Raw genomic sequence first — 15,828 nt, forward strand, 5'->3', positions numbered from 1 at the left:
CTTTCTTTCAGAAAGCTTTTAGGCGAACGCTACGCTTCTTCAGGTTCTTTCTGTCCTCTCCGTTTCGTGTAATTTTGGTTCAATTTATATAACAAAAGTAAAGACAGGGGTATCCGGTGTTTACCCAGCCTATCCCTGCCTTCTCCGAGTTTCATATTACGAAATATTCAAACAAAAAAATTAATTGTTTTCATTCTGTTCCTTAGTAGCAGATTCGGACAGATACGTCCAGCTTTCCTTTTGGACCACCAATCCGTCCTTCATCAATTTGCCTAATGCACGCTTGAACGCAGACTTACTGATGCCAAAGCGCTGCTTGATGATATCCGGCGGAGTTGCATCCGAGTAAGGCATGCCGCCCATAGGACGCTCTTTCATAAAGGCGAGAAGCTTGTCTGCATCTTCGTTACGTCCAACTTGTTTGAGCTGAGTCATGGCCAGATTCACACGTCCGTCTTCACGTACCAGTGTCACTCGACACTTCACTTTCTCACCAAGACGCAGCATATGACTACGTTCAGATGAATGAATCATGCCAATTGCCCCAAAGCCAAGTACACCGCCCTCTACAAGTACAAAAGTACCCATCTGCAGTGGCTTGTATACCGTCGCTTCAACCCACTCGTTTAACCATGAAGTTGGCGCATGGAAAGCCAATGGTGAAAGTTCACGTTCCCCGGCCAATTTGGCACGCAGACGTCCTTGCTTGTCATGTTCCATGATGACAAAGACTTCATCCCCCACTTGAGGACGCAGTTCTTCCAGTTCAGGCAGTTCACGAATAGGAAGCAGCAATTGCCGTCCAAGTCCCATTTCCAGGAAACAACCCAGTCTTGGGTGAACATCAGCCACAACCAGTCGTGCCATTTCGCCAAGCATGAGATAAGGCTTCTTCATCGTTACTGCCAGACGATCTTCCGTATCAAAGAATACAAAGACCTCAAGTGTCTCACCAATCTTAATATCCCGTGTTAGCTCGGTGTAGTGAAGCAGTACATCTTCCGATCCTGTCGTCAAAAAGAAACCAAACGGAGACACTTCACGTGAAACCGACAAAGAGACGACTGTTCCAGCAATCAAACTCATACCATTTCCACCACTTTGGCATCAGACCATAAACGTTCAATGTTGTAGTATTCACGCTCGTCGCGGTGGAAGATATGAACAACTACATCGCCCATGTCCATCAGTACCCAACGTGCGGAATCCATACCTTCGATACCTTTGATCGTCGCTCCAGCTGCATGAGCCTGTTTGCGAATCTCAGTGGCAATGGCCTGTACCTGTGTATCGGAATTCCCGTGACAAATAACAAAATAATCGGCCACCAGGGAAACATTAATCAGATCCAACGCTACAATATTGGATGCCTTTTTGTCGTCAGCGGCTGCAACCGCCATATTCATAAGTTCTTTCGATGATACTGTCATGAACCAACCTCCATAATCTATATTTGTGTGTTCAAAAAGATCCTTCGTAATCAAAAGTGGACTTTTTGAACAACTATAATTGAGTAATCAAGTCATTGCGTGACAACACGGTTAACGGATAAATAACACGGCGCTGCGAAATCAGCAAGCTGATCGTCGAATCGAATCCGGCAATTAATCCTTCCTCCAGACTATGTTCAGCCTGTTCGCGAATGTGATCCACTCCAGGGAAATCTCGTCCCGGTTCAATATAATCGGCAAGACATACCACTTTGTCCAACAGGCTCATGCCTACCCGACCCGAGGTATGCCACCGGATGGCATTAATAACTTCGGAATCCTCTACACCGTAATCACGCTCGGCTACAAAAGCACCGACTTCGGAATGCCAGAGCTGTTTGTCATGCTGCAGAAGTTCCTGGTTTAATCCGTTATCACGGATGACCGCTTCCATCTCCGCTACGGGCCAGTACTTCGCCACATCATGCAATATCGCTGCCAGATCCGCTTTCACAGGATCAGCACCGTATTTTTCAGCCAACATCACTGACGATTCCATTACACCCAGTGTATGCTTCCAGCGTTTCTCCGGCATTTGTCCGGATACGGCTTGAATAAGTTCATCACGGCTTAGTGCCATATAAACCGCTCCTTACAATGTATTGGTGCACTTCATCAGGAATCATGAAGCGTACCGAATGTCCTTTGGCAAGCCGTCTGCGTACGGCTGTCGATGAAATATCCACCAAAGGCATCTCGGCCAGTAGGACCCGATCCTGTAGCTCGTCTGGAAGATCATCCAGATGTAACTGGAAGCCTGGTCGACCAACCCCGATAAAGGTTAGGCGTTCTGCAAGTTCTTCAATCTGCTCCCATTTGGAAAGATAGTTCACCATATCCGCCCCGATAATGAAATAGAATTCATGTTCAGGATGGCGACGCCACAGTTCCTTCATCGTATCGATTGTATAAGACACTCCGCCAAGTTCCATCTCGATATCCAGCACCTCATATTGCTCAACACCCCTCACAGCGGCTTCCGTCATATCGAGACGTTGCTGTCCCGAAGCTCCGGCGCCACGTTTGTGAGGTGGAACATGGGAAGGCATGAACCAGATCTCATCCAGTGCATGCGAATCCCTTGCCGCTTCAGCTGCCAGGAGGTGTCCCATGTGGATCGGATCAAACGTACCACCCATGATACCGATCTTCACCCGCGTCACACTCCCTTATCTAGGTAGTTCGATTTGTTTGTTATCGCGCGATTCTTTGTACAGGATGATTGTGTTGCCGATGACTTGTACAAGCTCACTTCCCGTTTCACGGGCAACTTCTTCAGCCATCTCTTTTCTGTCCTCATCATTGTTGTTGAGCACTTGCACTTTCATCAATTCGCGCTTCTCAATCGCATCTTCGATGTGACGGAACAGGTGTTCATTCGTTCCACCTTTACCAATCTGAAATACAGGGGTCAGATGATGTGCCTGTGACCGCAAAAAGCGCTTTTGTTTACCGTTTAACATGAATACTCCATACTCCTTATGTTGAGCAGGCCCTGATCGACAGCAAAAACTGTCCGGACCTGACCATTCAATTATTATTTTTCACTGGTGAAAATGATCACTGAGACACAAGGTGACTCCGATTGCAGTACCATCTTCCGATCGCTGTTATCCCCAGATTTTTCTGATCCCTTTTCACAAAGGGAAAATCCGGTTATAGCTTATGCTTCCGAAGCAGCTTTCTTGCAGAAAGCTTTTAAGCGACCACTCCGTTTCTTGAGATTGGTTCTGCACTCGTCGTCTGCCTGTACTCTTAATATCATTTTCACACTTCAAAACTGTTTAACACCGCTCGTCTCATCGTCTCCACAGGAGCCGGAATGCCGAGCCAATGTTCAAAGGCCACTGCGCCCTGGTATACAAACATACCCAGACCACCGTGCACCGTACATCCACGCATCCGTGACTCCCGAAGGAGACGGGTCTCCAACGGATTGTAGATCAGATCACTTACCGCTGCTCCTTCACGAATCAATGAAGGGTCAACCGGTACGTCATCAACATGCGGATGCATTCCGGCAGACGTTGTGTTAATCACGATATCAGCCGTAGCCAGTACATTCGCAACTTCTTCCATGCCACTGCCCGAGATTTCTCCCAGACCATGGCCCCGTAAATCCGAAGCAAGTGCAATAGCCCTGTCCGCTGTACGGTTCAGAATATGGATATGCTCAGGCTTTTCCAGTGCAAGGGCGTATATGACGCCCCGCGCTGCTCCACCTGCTCCAAGTACCGCAATACGTTTGCCCGCAAGCTCAGGTACAGCCTCTTCCTTCAAAGATCGGACATAGCCAATACCATCCGTATTATACCCTGTCAGTGTTCCACCTTCATTGACGATGGTATTCACCGCACCAATCAGGCGAGCACTTTCATCGATCACATCCAGATACTGCATGACCTGCTCTTTGTGCGGGATCGTGACATTGACACCACGATAGCCCAATGCCACAATACCCCGAACTGCGGCTTCCAGTTGATCCGGATGAACATGCAGTGGCATATACATTCCATTCACTCCTGCAGCCAGTAGAGCTGCATTGTGCATTGCCGGAGACTTGGAGTGAGCAATAGGATCACCCATGACACCAAGCAATACGGGAAGTGAAGTGTTGAACTTTTTCTGCTCAGACATAGGTAAGCCTCCGATCCATCTGATGTACAGGTTTTGAGAATTTGTTAGATCAATGATGGACGGATCTGTACACGAATGCCTTTTGGAGCATGAACAGCAACCAGCGCTCCAATATCACCATTGACCTTAATCCAGCCCAGACCAGAGATGAATACATCCGATTGACTGCCGCGTTTGATGCGGAATTCATGTCGGGTCCATTCAGCCATCTCAGCTGCATTCTCACGGGTTGGCGGAGATAACAATTCTCCCAGGTGATCGCGGTACAGGTCGTCTGCACGCTCCAGCTTCGTCCGGTGAATATCAAGCGCAGTGCTGATAAAACACGTGAACGACTGACGATCACCTTCCACAAAGTCAAATCGAGCCATGCCGCCGAAGAACAGCGTCTGACCGGAATTCAACTGATAGACAGCCGGTTTAAGCGGTTTTTCCGGCATGATGGCAGCGAGATCTTTACGTGAAACAATCTCGCTGAAACGCCATGGATATACGATTCCGGGCGTATCTATAATATATTTCCCATCATCCAGCGGAATGTTCACCATATCCAGCGTTGTTCCCGGATAACGGGATGTGGTCAGTTCCTGCTCCAGATCACTGTAATCACGGATCAGACGGTTAATCAATGTGGATTTACCCACATTGGTACCGCCAACCACGTACACGTCACGATCTTCGCGATACGTTCCCACAAGCTCAAGCAGTCGGTCGAAGCCCTGATTTTGCTTCGCACTGCACAAGACGACATCCACGGTGCGCAGACCTTGTTCTTTGGCTTGCTTCTGCACCCAGTTGCGAACCTTGTTCCAGTTGGTTACTTTTGGAAGCAAGTCCGTTTTGTTCACAGCAAGCAACACCGGATTGTTGCCTACAAAACGTTGCAGACCAGAGATAATACTGCCATCAAAGTCAAACAAATCAACGATATGGATGACAAGTGCATCCTTATCCCCGATTTTGCTAAGCAGCGCCAGGAATTCGTCCTGATCCACTGTAACGGATGATGACTCATTGTAATTTTTGATGCGGAAACAACGCTGGCATATAACCGGTTCACGATCTAGTGCCTTCTCGGGGATGAACCCTGGTAATTCCGAATTTTCTGTTTGCAGATGCACGCCGCATCCGCTGCACCTTACGGCAAGATTGCCGTTATGCGGTTCTGTCATTTCTTCTTTTCCTCCTCAAGCCATAAGCCTTTCCTGCGTAAACTCGTTAGAGCAATCCGTTCCACGCGCCGATTGAAGCGGGTCATAAATCCTTCGTCACCAATGGAGATTGGCAGTACCAGAACGGTGTATAACCCCATCCGGTTCCCTCCATAGACGTCCGTAAGCATCTGATCGCCTACTACAATCGTGTTTTCAGGAGATAACTCCATCATTTTCATTGCTCTACGAAACGGTACATTCGATGGTTTGCGTGCACTATGCACAAACTGGATATCCAGCGGGGTCGCAAACAGGGATACACGATTCAAATTGTTATTGGACACAATCATCAGCTTGAAACCGGCCTCTTTCACACGCGCAAACCATTCAATCAGTTCGGGTGTAGCGTCAGGGGCTTTGGCTCCAACGAGTGTGTTATCCAGATCAGTTATAATTCCACGGTAGCCTTGAGCGTACAGCTCTTCCAGATTAATGTCAAAAACCGTGTCTACACGCAGCTTGGGCATTAACATTTTAAACAAAGAAGTCACCTCAGTTTCATACGACACACTATATCACAAATCCGTCTTTCCTGAAAATGCATACAGCGCCTGATGGCATAGGAAAAAAGGAAAAACGGGACGGGCAACAACTAAGCCCGTTCCGCTTTCAATTCTTTTCTCAGCTTCAAGGCAGTCTGATAGACACCCTTCCAGTCGTCGGCAGTTACGGACGCCGGACTGTAACGAGTCTGTTCAAACTTCGTGAGAAGCTCATACAATGTAGCTTCTGCAGCAGGTTTGGCCTGGCTCCAGCGAGCTACTGATTCACGAAGTGTCTCGTCTCCGCTCCGGGTCAGTCCTTTGCGTTTCACATAATGAATCCAACGCTCGGTCTCCGCCACCACCTTCTGTTCAGGACTGAGCGGTCCACCTGTCCGTAAACGAAGCAGGAAGAATCGCATGGAGAAGCGATTACGCCAGAACATGTATGCTACCCACAATACGATAACGGCTCCTGCAGCCCAGATGACAAAAGTCGGGATGGCAGACGCGTTCTGCTCAGGTGCAGGGGTCTGCTCTTCCTCTTGTACCGGCTCCTCTTCAGGCTGTTCTTCAGGCTCATCTACAGGCTGTACGTCAGGCTGTTCCGTAAGCAGTGGCATATCAAAGCCCGGTGTTGCTTCAACAGGAATCCAGCCATACTCACCGAAGTAGACCTCAGCCCAGGAGTGTGCATCTGCATTGGTAACGGTGTAGGTCGTCTCAATCTCCGCGCCAGGTTGACGCGGAGCCTGCATGTCCGAATTGAGGGACAGTTGCCCAGGCGCATAACCTTTAACCCACCTTGCAGGAATGCCCTCCGAGCGCGCCATCATCACCAGCGCTGTGGAGAAGTAGTCACAGTAGCCTTCCATAATATCAAACAGGAAACCTTCCACAAAGTCACTGCTTACTTTTCGAGATAAATCCGGATTGTTCGTGTATTCAAAATTAGTTTGTAAATAGTTTTGCAGTAATGCCACTTTTTCATACGGCGTATTCGCAGATGCCGTTATCTCGGCTGCCAGATTCGAGACCCGGTCAGGGAAACGGGATGGTAACTGCAAGTACATATCATCAGCAGGGTTACTGTTATACAGATCTTCAAAAGACTTTGTACGAAGCTCATCTTCCACAATCACAGGGGCTTCAGATACGATGGTGTACGTCTTGGGATACTGTGGTTGCTGACGGTCTGTCACTACATGCAGTTCAGCCTGTTCTGGATTCCACAACATCCGTTCCGTTCTGCCCTCGCCATTAATCGAGCTCACTTCCGAGATCGAATAAGCACCAAAGAGAATTGGATAGACATTATCGTTTAGCATCGTTACGTTCTGAATCACTTGTTTGGTATTCACATTTCCGGATTGATCGTTCTCCAGAGGCTGTCCTGCTTGAACATTCTCTGTTGCACCCCGTCCACGGTCATCCCAGCCTGTGCCTGTATACTCTGCACGTGTCTCACCGCGCCAGTAACTACGTTCATTGGTCGTGACAGACATGACAGGGGTATAGTCGAAGTTGAATCCGCCACCCAGCTGATTGTCTTCCCTGCTGTATCCCGATTCGGTAGCTGCCGGAATATCAAGGTTTCCGTTACCAACCTGGCTTGTGGAACTTCCGGTATAGTTCCGCCACGCTGTATACGGGTCCGTCAAGGTGGGCGGAATCTCTGGCATGTTGACGCTGGCTACAATAATCAAAGAAAAAATAATGGCAATATTGGCCAGGACTTTATAAGGATAACGGATGATTCGTTTCCAACCTTGTGGATACTGGAGCTGATAGTTACGGAAATGCTGACATACGAGCCATCCCATCCCTGCAAACATCACCCACGCGATTTCAATCCAGAGTGGAATCTGGGTAAAAGAATCGAGAATCCCCATCGAAATGATGTTAACACCCAGAAAAACAAGAATGCGACGTGTTGTGGTCACGAGTCGAAGCGCAGCTTCAAGCATCACCCATGCACACAGGGAGAACCAGATGTAAGGCGTCATATGCAATATAAATTGCTCGGCTCTGTCTGTTAGAGAGCCATAAGGGATATACACCGTGTAGTCAATTAATGTTTTGTGCAAAATGTAACCAACGACAATCGCCTTGATGATCGCCCGATATATCGTTTTTAAGGGCAGAATGATCTCCAGCACGGTGACCGCTGCAAGTGTCCATAACACCAGAGAAGTCGTCTCCGTATACCACGATTCCTGCGTAAATGAAATCCACTGCATGCCAATCAGGAAAATCCAGAGCAATGACGCTGCATGATACCAAGATCGTTTGCCTGCAACACTTTCATTTCCTTTTGTACTCATACAGAACCTCCCCCCATCACCGTTGGAAGCTCCTGCAAGTGAGAAACCGTGAATGACCTCGTGCCTCTTCCACGCAACATCGCATTCCACTCCGCACTACGGCGGGATTCACTGGTATCCATCAGAATATGACATGGCGTCATGCCCCGCGTATCAGCCCAGCGCAACAGTTCCAATATCTTTTCATCCTTCTGGGGAGAAATCACAACAAAGTAAGCTCCCTGAGGCAATTGACGTGCGATTCTTTCCACTCCAGGCAACAGATGAGTGTCCTGACCGTTGTATTGAATGTCTACCAGATGATGCATCATCTTCTGTCGTTCCAGCTGACTTTCACTGGGGGCCATGTAAGAGGTCTCGTCTGACAATGTCAACAATCCCATTCCCATCCGTTCCCTCGCACCATACTCCAGCAGTGAGGCAGCTGTGGACACGGCAATTTCAAAAGCATCCCCATGTTCATAACTTGATGCCAGCGCATCCAGAACCAGGATGGTTTTGGGCACAGACTCATGTTCAAATTCCTTGGACTTCCAGTTCCCTGTCTTTGCCGTAGCATTCCAGTGAATGCGGGAAAGTCGATCTCCGTATACGTAGTCACGTACACCATTGATCTGAGTGGTCTCTCTCCGTGAACGGGTTAACGCCGTCTGAGGACCAGATAACCGTGATTTGCGGTCGTAGAGCTGCCAATATGGAATAAATACCGTTCTTGGCAGTACGCGAAACTCACCTTTAGCCTTAAACTTTCCTCGATGTTCAATCAGTCCGAATATGTCCTCACTGGCACATTCCGTTTCTGAGAACACGTACTTCCCCCGCTCAAGTGGCGGTGTCTGGAATGACAACTCCCCATTACCTCGCATATTGGGAATCAAACTTTCCTTGAACGACCACGATTCTCCATTATGCCGGTGCAGCATTTCACGCACAACCACATAGGGAAGCGGAAGGAATCCCGGAATGGTCAGACTCAATTGTACTTGAACCTGATCACCTGCATGAAGCAGTTCTTCATGGTCCGGACCAGAAGATAGCCTACGCACTCCCTGAGCACGTCGTACACCGCTAAATCCAGCGATAGCAAGATACACACAGAGCAGGGTCACCATCGAAAGTAACATTAGGGATGTCTTCCCGCCCTGGAACAAAACATAAGCCAGACAGCACATCCACACCATTGCGATGCTCCATACGCGTGGGTGGCGCAGCCCTCTATTGACTGTACTCAAAAGCGGCTTCATGAACTATTGCCCCATGGAGACGGGCACGCGTACTTGCTGCAGCACGGCATTCAGAACTGCTTCGGAACTCATACTGTCCAGTCTCGATTCGGGACGAAGCACAATACGATGAGAGATCACATAAGGGGCCATCGTCTTCACATCATCCGGGAGCACATAATCACGTTCCTGCAAGAAAGCAAAGGCTTTTACCGCCATCATGAAGGATATGGCTGCCCGTGGGCTGGCACCCAGCAATACGGATGGATGGGAGCGGGTTTGACGAACAACATCCAGCAGATAGTCCATGACCGGATCACCGATAAAGACTTCCTTGATCTCCTGCTGGATTGCCGAGATCTGGTCCATATGGGTGACGGATTCGAGACGATCTACAGGCTGGCCGGACTGATGCGTTTTCAGCAGGATTTTCTCGATTTCTTTATCCGGATAACCAAGGCTTATTTTCAACATAAACCGGTCTAATTGTGCTTCCGGCAATGTGTATGTGCCTTCAAAATCAATCGGATTCTGAGTTGCACAGAGCATGAACGGATGTGGCAGATCATACGTATCGCCATCCACGGTTACACTGCGCTCCTCCATGACTTCAAGCAACGCCGACTGAGTTTTCGTGGTGGCCCGGTTAATCTCATCAGCCAGCAGGATGTTGGTCATCACGGGACCTGGACGGAAATAAAAACGTTCATCCTTCGGATGGAACACGGATACGCCCGTAATATCACTGGGTAAAATATCAGGATTACATTGAATGCGTCGGTACTCTCCGCGCATGGATTTCGATAATGCCTTGATTAACTGCGTTTTGCCAGTTCCCGGTACGTCTTCGATCAGAACGTGCCCGCCTGCAAGCAAAGCTGTAAGTAAAAGTTGAATTTCAAAGGATTTCCCCATAATGCAGGATTCCAGATTAGAACGAACTGCGGATATGATTTGGATCGACTCTTTGCGCACAGGCATGTGGTCTAACCTCCTAAAAAAGCATACAGATTTCCTTTTATTGTACATGATCCACGGGCGTGAGTACACTCGAAGGAACTCACAATTTGTTTCCAACCCGTCAGATTCACCGCAGTTCACGCATGAATACGACAAAAAAGGCCCGGATAGAAGTAATCCGAAGCCTTTGGTGAATCAAAATCAGGTTCAAGTGAATTTGTCATATGAAGTTAGCCTTTTGGACGAACCACCAATGCCGCCAAAAAAGAAAAGATGATCGCTGACGATATTCCCGCCGCTGTCAGATCAAAGATCCCGGTGATCACTCCGATCCAACCCTCTTTCTCAAGTTCAGTCAATGCTCCATGTACCAAGGAGTTACCGAAACTTGTTATAGGAACAGAAGCACCTGCACCTGCAAACTTAACCAACGGATCATAAAGACCGAGTGCATCCGCAACCGCACCTGCCACAACAAGTGTACTCATGGTATGTGCCGGTGTAAGTTTGACACCATCCATTAGAAGCTGTCCTACAACACAGATCAAACCGCCAACGATAAATGCCCACAAGAACTGCATTCCATTAACCCTCCTTCTCTATAGCTACGGCATGTGCGATACAAGGAATAGTTTCACCCTGCTGATACGAGAGCGGTGACAAGAGTGCACCCGTAGCCACAACGAGTACCCGTTTGAGATCACCCTTCTGCATCCGATTCAAAATGTGACCGTAGGTTACCGTGGCAGAACATCCGCAGCCACTTCCTCCTGCAACAACATAAGGCTGTTTCTCCCGATCATAGATCATCAATCCGCAATCATTGAACACTGTCTGTTCCATGGGGAGACCTTCTTTTTGCAAAAGCTCTTTGGTAATCGGCAGACCGACAGAAGCCAGATCCCCGGTCACAATAAGATCGTAATAACCAGGCTCCAGTCCTGTATCCCTGAAATGAGAGATCAGGGTGTCGGCGGCTGCCGGTGCCATCGCTGAACCCATGTTGAAGGGATCTTTGATTCCCAAATCCATGATCCTACCAATGGTAGCCTTGGTCACTACTGGACCATCACCCGTACGGGACACCACACCACACCCTGAACCCGTAACGGTATATTGCGCATAAGGCGGCTTCTGAGAGCCATACTCCGTCGGATAACGAAATTGCTTCTCAACCGTGCAGTTGTGACTGACCGTACCTGCAAGGACATAATCGCCAGCTCCCGAGTCCACAATCATGGATGCCAGCGCCAACGTTTCCATAGAAGTTGAACAAGCTCCGAAGACACCAAGGTAAGGCACACCCAATTTTCTCGCTGAAAATGAACTGCTGATAATCTGATTCATCAGATCTCCACCAACAAAAAAGTGTAGCTCTTCCTTGGTGATGTTTGCATTAATCAAAGCGAGTTGGGAAGCCTGTTCGAGCAGTTTGCGTTCTCCCTTCTCCCACGTCTTCTCACCGATCTCAAGGTTGTCATAGATGTAATCAAAATCTGATGACAAGGGACCTTTGCCTTCATCTGGTCCTACTACTGCCGCCTTGCCGATAATTCGCGGACGATTCTCAAATTGCCACGTTTGGCGACCCAATCGCTTCACAGGTGTCCACCTCCAAATCCCAAAAAGGCGTACACGATGCCTACAACAAATGCTGCCACGACACCAAACACAATAACGGAACCAGCAAGTTTGAACATGTTGGCCCCAACCCCAAGTACCAACCCTTCAGCACGATGTTCAAGTGCAGCAGAGCACATGGAATTGGCAAATCCGGTTACCGGCACAGCCGTTCCTGCTCCTGCCCATTGAGCCATTTTATCGTATACCCCAAGACAAGTCAGAATAACGGATATGAGAATCATGACCGCCACCGTAGGATTGGAAGCTTCCTTCGATGTCATGTCGAAACCGGCCATGAAAGCCTCTTGAATGGCCTGTCCTATCAAGCAGACGGTACCTCCAACCAGAAATGCCTTGAGGCAGTTCTTCAGGATTGGACGAGGCGGTTCATGTTTTTTCGCAACTTTTTTGTACTCCTTTTCATCCATGGACAGGGACGACGTTTTTTTTTCGCTTCCAGATGCAGATTGAGCTGGCAAGATGCAAGACCTCCTCTATGTCAAAATGGTTCAAAGCTACGGCTGAATGCCAATGTGTATAATCTTATATTCAGTGTTTGTTAATCATCGGAAGGTTATGTATCCGGCGACAGACAGCATATGTTTCCAACAAGATCATACGGTGGAAACAGGTTGGAGATCCGCCGGATTTGAAGGCTCATAGATACGTTCTATAAATAAAGAAGAACAATCACGAGCAAGATAAAAAGAACGATGAACAGTACTTTTTCCGTGCCCTCTTCCGGAGGCTTCATTGGATAGTTAGCTCCTTCCTGTATGAGACAAGGAAATATTGAGTATATAAACTTCACAAAATGATGACATCCCCTCTGTATATTCATATTCATTGAAGTAGCTCCAGGTCTGCGGCTACCGCGGATAAAATCATGAAACATGCGTAAGACAAGCGCCCATAACATGCCTTAAATACGTGACATAAACATGGACAATCACTTGCGCAAGGTTCATACTGTAATGTGACCAGTGGTTAAATAACAAGTCCTCCGCATAATCAGATGCGTGTTCAAAAAAGTCTGATTTTGAACTACATCTAAAAGGACAACAGGCGGGTAGCCGTTCTACTGTGACCTGAAATACATACCAACAGAGGAGTTGTTGACACATGAATGAAAAAACGATGGATATGTTTCGCACGTTGACGGAGTTTCCCTCCGCATCCGGTTTTGAACGTGAGCTTCGCGGCTGGATGAAAGAGCAGCTTTCCGCTTATACGGATGAGTTCGTCCAGGATCGCCTAGGGAGTCTATTTGGTGTTTTACGGGGAGAGGAATCCGGTCCTAAAGTTATGGTTGCCGGACACTTTGACGAAGTTGGTTTCATGACTACGGGCATTACCGAAACAGGTATGATCAAATTCCGTCCACTGGGTGGATGGTGGAGTCAGGCTGTACTTTCTCAACGATTGGAAATCATTACACCTGACCGTCGGATTACCGGAGTTGTTGGTTCCACACCTACACACTTGCTGGACGAGTCCCAGCGGAACAAACCTGTTGATTTGAATTCCATGTATCTCGATATTGGAGCAGACAACCGTGCCGAAGCAGAATCCTGGGGCATTCATCCAGGGATGCAGATTGTGCCAATCTGTGAATTCACGCCGATGGCAAACCCGAAAAAAATCATGGCCAAAGCGTGGGATAATCGTTACGGCGTAGGTCTTGCACTTGAACTGGTTGAAGCGTTACACAAGGAAAAACTGCCAAACACACTTTATGCTGGTGCAACGGTTCAGGAAGAACTGGGGCTTCGTGGTGCACGTACGGCGGCCAATCTGATTCAGCCTGATATCTTCTTCGCGCTTGACTGTAGCGCGGCGAATGATATGACAGGTGACAAACAGTCATTTGGACATATCGGAGAAGGAGCATTACTTCGTATTTTTGACCCGGGTATGTTCACTCATCGCGGAATGGTGGAATATGTTCAAGATACGGCTTCATCGAATCAGATCAAAATGCAGTATTTCATCTCACCAGGCGGTACTGATGCAGGCCAAGTTCACCTGAGCGGCATTGGTGTGCCCTCAACAGTGATTGGGATCTGTGCACGTTATATCCATACCTCTTCTTCCATCATTCATACGGATGACTACGATGCGGCCAAAGAATTGATTGTAAAACTCGTTAAAGGTCTTGATCGGACAACGATGAATACCATTATTGATAACGCGTAGTTCAGTTACATGGAAAACACTTAAATAATTATGCCTGAAAGAGATGTCCCGTCAGACCGGGATGTCTCTTTTTTTGGTTTAATCAACTAGATTAATAGGTCGAACATTATGGAGAATGCCACATAAGATATACGATAATGGAAGATCAATAACCAAACACCAACCAGTGGGGGACCTGTTATGGCAGTGGGAAGAAACGGAAAATCGAATAAAGGTTCTAACAAAAAACCAAACGCTGCTAATACCCTCCTTAATGGAAACCTCAAGGGAAAAAATCTCGAATTGATTGTAGCAGCGCTATTGGTGAGCGGAAAGTTGAGAGTGGATGCTGTCACGTTGTTTCGTGAGGCTACATTGGTTGTGGAATTGGTTGGTCAATATAAAACACTTCAAAAGGTCACACCCTCCAATTCAGACAAACTGGTACAATTCCTGGATGAAACCGGCGGCGATATGACGCTGAATGATGTTATACAGGCATTTCAACAGAGAATCAATTCCTAATCGCCAAGAAATGAGGTGGACATCATGTCCGAGTTTGACGGAACCGGGTTTGCCGAACTGTTAATTGTGCTTATTCTTGTTGTTTTATTTGTTTATGGCTCTACTGACATCGGAACACTCACTGGCTCACCTACTTCAACCTGATCTTATTGTAAGTCCTAACAGTAAAAATCGCAGCATCTGGAGAAAATGAACACATCAAAATGCCAATCCGATTCACCGGACTGGCATTTTATGTATCATTACAGAAATAATGGCGAGAACGCAAACCACGCCAAAATAAGGGTAAGCACAATGCAGACATTCTCTACAACGGCTCCATGTTTGGTTCCTGTGCTCATCAGATTGGCTCGTATGCGCCACTTGAGCGGTGGTAACGGACGAATGCCACGATTGGTTAATGAATCGGCCAACAGGTGCATGGCATACGCCGTACCTCCTGCTACCCAGATTTCCGGCCCCTGCTGTTGCGAGGTGCTGTAAAGTAAACCAGCCCAGACCGCAGTTCCATACAAGGTATGCGTCAACCCCCTATGCGTTAGTGTGGTGCACAGCATAAGCAGGCTGCCTGCAATCAGATTCCACGGAGCAAATGCGTGGCCGTAGAACACCAGGCCGAGTCCAATGGTGAACATCAACACTTTGCGAAGAGAACGCGAAGGCAGGAATGACACGAGTGCAATGAGAATTGCAAGCAGCAGGTTCCATGGTTTGGCATGAACATAGAAGTACACAAACACAGCTGTCGGCAAAAGAACGGTCTGTAACAGCCTGATGAGACTGTTAGGCAAGGCTCTCGATACCAGCAGCGAATTCGGCTCATCGATGTCAGGCAATAACGAACCAATCAGAGCAACCGTAACTGCGGGTGCAGTCACCGGCATACCAGCCAATTGAAGTACAGATAGCGAAACGCCTGTCCCGATAATCAGGTGGGATCTTCCCATCATGATGCAAAAACGTCCTTTCGAAGAAATAGGGAACATACATAGCCCACTTTTGATAGTACAACGAAACCAAAACAAGAACAATAGTTCGTATTTCTTATTTATATAAAAATAAATATCACTTTCTGTGATGGGGCTCACACTATTAAATTTATGACTCTTCTATCTTTATTAGTGAATTAAATCACATAAATTATCGTCAACACCTTGTATAATTTCAAATATAAA

17 protein-coding genes are annotated in these 15,828 nt (G+C 47.7%); 2 read left to right on the top strand and 15 right to left on the bottom strand.

Going from position 1 to position 15,828, the window contains the following annotated elements; genetic code table 11:
* Positions 1 to 180: 180 nt before the first annotated feature.
* The 14 genes from MKX40_RS21930 to spoVAC form a co-directional block, all read right to left on the bottom strand.
* Positions 181 to 1,086: a S1-like domain-containing RNA-binding protein gene (locus MKX40_RS21930; RefSeq protein ID WP_339236113.1), complete on the bottom strand. Its 906-nt coding sequence runs from the start codon at positions 1,084 to 1,086 to the stop codon at positions 181 to 183.
* Positions 1,083 to 1,430 carry a ribosome silencing factor gene (rsfS, locus tag MKX40_RS21935; RefSeq protein ID WP_253439462.1) on the bottom strand — a complete coding sequence of 116 codons (348 nt, stop codon included), beginning with the start codon at positions 1,428 to 1,430 and terminating at the stop codon, positions 1,083 to 1,085. Before rsfS ends, MKX40_RS21930 begins: the two co-directional genes overlap by 4 nt.
* 73 nt (positions 1,431 to 1,503) lie before the next feature.
* On the bottom strand, positions 1,504 to 2,070 hold the full coding sequence (gene yqeK / locus MKX40_RS21940; protein ID WP_339236117.1) for a bis(5'-nucleosyl)-tetraphosphatase (symmetrical) YqeK: 567 nt from the start codon (positions 2,068 to 2,070) through the stop codon (positions 1,504 to 1,506).
* Positions 2,054 to 2,644 carry a nicotinate-nucleotide adenylyltransferase gene (locus tag MKX40_RS21945; RefSeq protein WP_339236119.1) on the bottom strand — a complete coding sequence of 197 codons (591 nt, stop codon included), beginning with the start codon at positions 2,642 to 2,644 and terminating at the stop codon, positions 2,054 to 2,056. The genes yqeK and MKX40_RS21945 overlap by 17 nt, the downstream gene beginning before the upstream one ends.
* A 15-nt stretch (positions 2,645 to 2,659) precedes the next feature.
* Positions 2,660 to 2,953, bottom strand: a complete 294-nt coding sequence (gene yhbY / locus MKX40_RS21950; protein ID WP_063567269.1) for a ribosome assembly RNA-binding protein YhbY — start codon at positions 2,951 to 2,953, stop codon at positions 2,660 to 2,662.
* Between the two features lie 304 nt (positions 2,954 to 3,257).
* Positions 3,258 to 4,127 (bottom strand): shikimate dehydrogenase, encoded by an 870-nt coding sequence (gene aroE / locus MKX40_RS21955; protein ID WP_339236123.1) that lies wholly within the window; start codon positions 4,125 to 4,127, stop codon positions 3,258 to 3,260.
* A 44-nt stretch (positions 4,128 to 4,171) separates the two neighbouring features.
* The gene (yqeH, locus tag MKX40_RS21960; protein ID WP_249912122.1) at positions 4,172 to 5,299 is read right to left on the bottom strand and encodes a ribosome biogenesis GTPase YqeH; all 1,128 of its coding nucleotides are present in this window, start codon (positions 5,297 to 5,299) and stop codon (positions 4,172 to 4,174) included.
* Positions 5,296 to 5,823: a YqeG family HAD IIIA-type phosphatase gene (locus MKX40_RS21965; protein ID WP_036615148.1), complete on the bottom strand. Its 528-nt coding sequence runs from the start codon at positions 5,821 to 5,823 to the stop codon at positions 5,296 to 5,298. Before MKX40_RS21965 ends, yqeH begins: the two co-directional genes overlap by 4 nt.
* A gap of 110 nt (positions 5,824 to 5,933) precedes the next feature.
* A complete protein-coding gene (locus MKX40_RS21970) occupies positions 5,934 to 8,147 on the bottom strand; it encodes a transglutaminase domain-containing protein (protein ID WP_339236128.1) in 2,214 nt (737 codons plus the stop codon).
* Positions 8,144 to 9,391, bottom strand: a complete 1,248-nt coding sequence (locus MKX40_RS21975) for a DUF58 domain-containing protein (RefSeq protein ID WP_339236130.1) — start codon at positions 9,389 to 9,391, stop codon at positions 8,144 to 8,146. The genes MKX40_RS21970 and MKX40_RS21975 overlap by 4 nt, the downstream gene beginning before the upstream one ends.
* 3 nt (positions 9,392 to 9,394) lie before the next feature.
* Positions 9,395 to 10,351, bottom strand: a complete 957-nt coding sequence (locus MKX40_RS21980) for a MoxR family ATPase (protein WP_339236132.1) — start codon at positions 10,349 to 10,351, stop codon at positions 9,395 to 9,397.
* A 209-nt stretch (positions 10,352 to 10,560) separates the two neighbouring features.
* Positions 10,561 to 10,911, bottom strand: coding sequence for a stage V sporulation protein AE (spoVAE, locus tag MKX40_RS21985; RefSeq protein WP_091028336.1), 351 nt, complete (start codon positions 10,909 to 10,911; stop codon positions 10,561 to 10,563).
* Positions 10,912 to 10,915: 4 nt separating this feature from the next.
* On the bottom strand, positions 10,916 to 11,932 hold the full coding sequence (spoVAD, locus tag MKX40_RS21990) for a stage V sporulation protein AD (protein ID WP_339236134.1): 1,017 nt from the start codon (positions 11,930 to 11,932) through the stop codon (positions 10,916 to 10,918).
* On the bottom strand, positions 11,929 to 12,381 hold the full coding sequence (gene spoVAC / locus MKX40_RS21995; RefSeq protein ID WP_145324195.1) for a stage V sporulation protein AC: 453 nt from the start codon (positions 12,379 to 12,381) through the stop codon (positions 11,929 to 11,931). The genes spoVAD and spoVAC overlap by 4 nt, the downstream gene beginning before the upstream one ends.
* Positions 12,382 to 13,075: 694 nt before the next feature.
* Here spoVAC and MKX40_RS22000 point away from each other — a divergent pair.
* Entirely contained in the window at positions 13,076 to 14,149 is a 1,074-nt protein-coding gene (locus MKX40_RS22000; RefSeq protein ID WP_339236137.1) for a M42 family metallopeptidase, read from the top strand.
* Between the two features lie 180 nt (positions 14,150 to 14,329).
* Positions 14,330 to 14,653 carry a hypothetical protein gene (locus tag MKX40_RS22005; RefSeq protein WP_339236139.1) on the top strand — a complete coding sequence of 108 codons (324 nt, stop codon included), beginning with the start codon at positions 14,330 to 14,332 and terminating at the stop codon, positions 14,651 to 14,653.
* 242 nt (positions 14,654 to 14,895) lie between these two features.
* Here the strand turns inward: MKX40_RS22005 and MKX40_RS22010 are convergent, their stop codons facing one another.
* Positions 14,896 to 15,603, bottom strand: coding sequence for a metal-dependent hydrolase (locus tag MKX40_RS22010; protein ID WP_339236141.1), 708 nt, complete (start codon positions 15,601 to 15,603; stop codon positions 14,896 to 14,898).
* Positions 15,604 to 15,828: the final 225 nt, after the last annotated feature.

Origin of the sequence: Paenibacillus sp. FSL R5-0517 (assembly GCF_037974355.1) — a bacterium.
Classification (GTDB): Bacteria; Bacillota; Bacilli; order Paenibacillales; family Paenibacillaceae; genus Paenibacillus.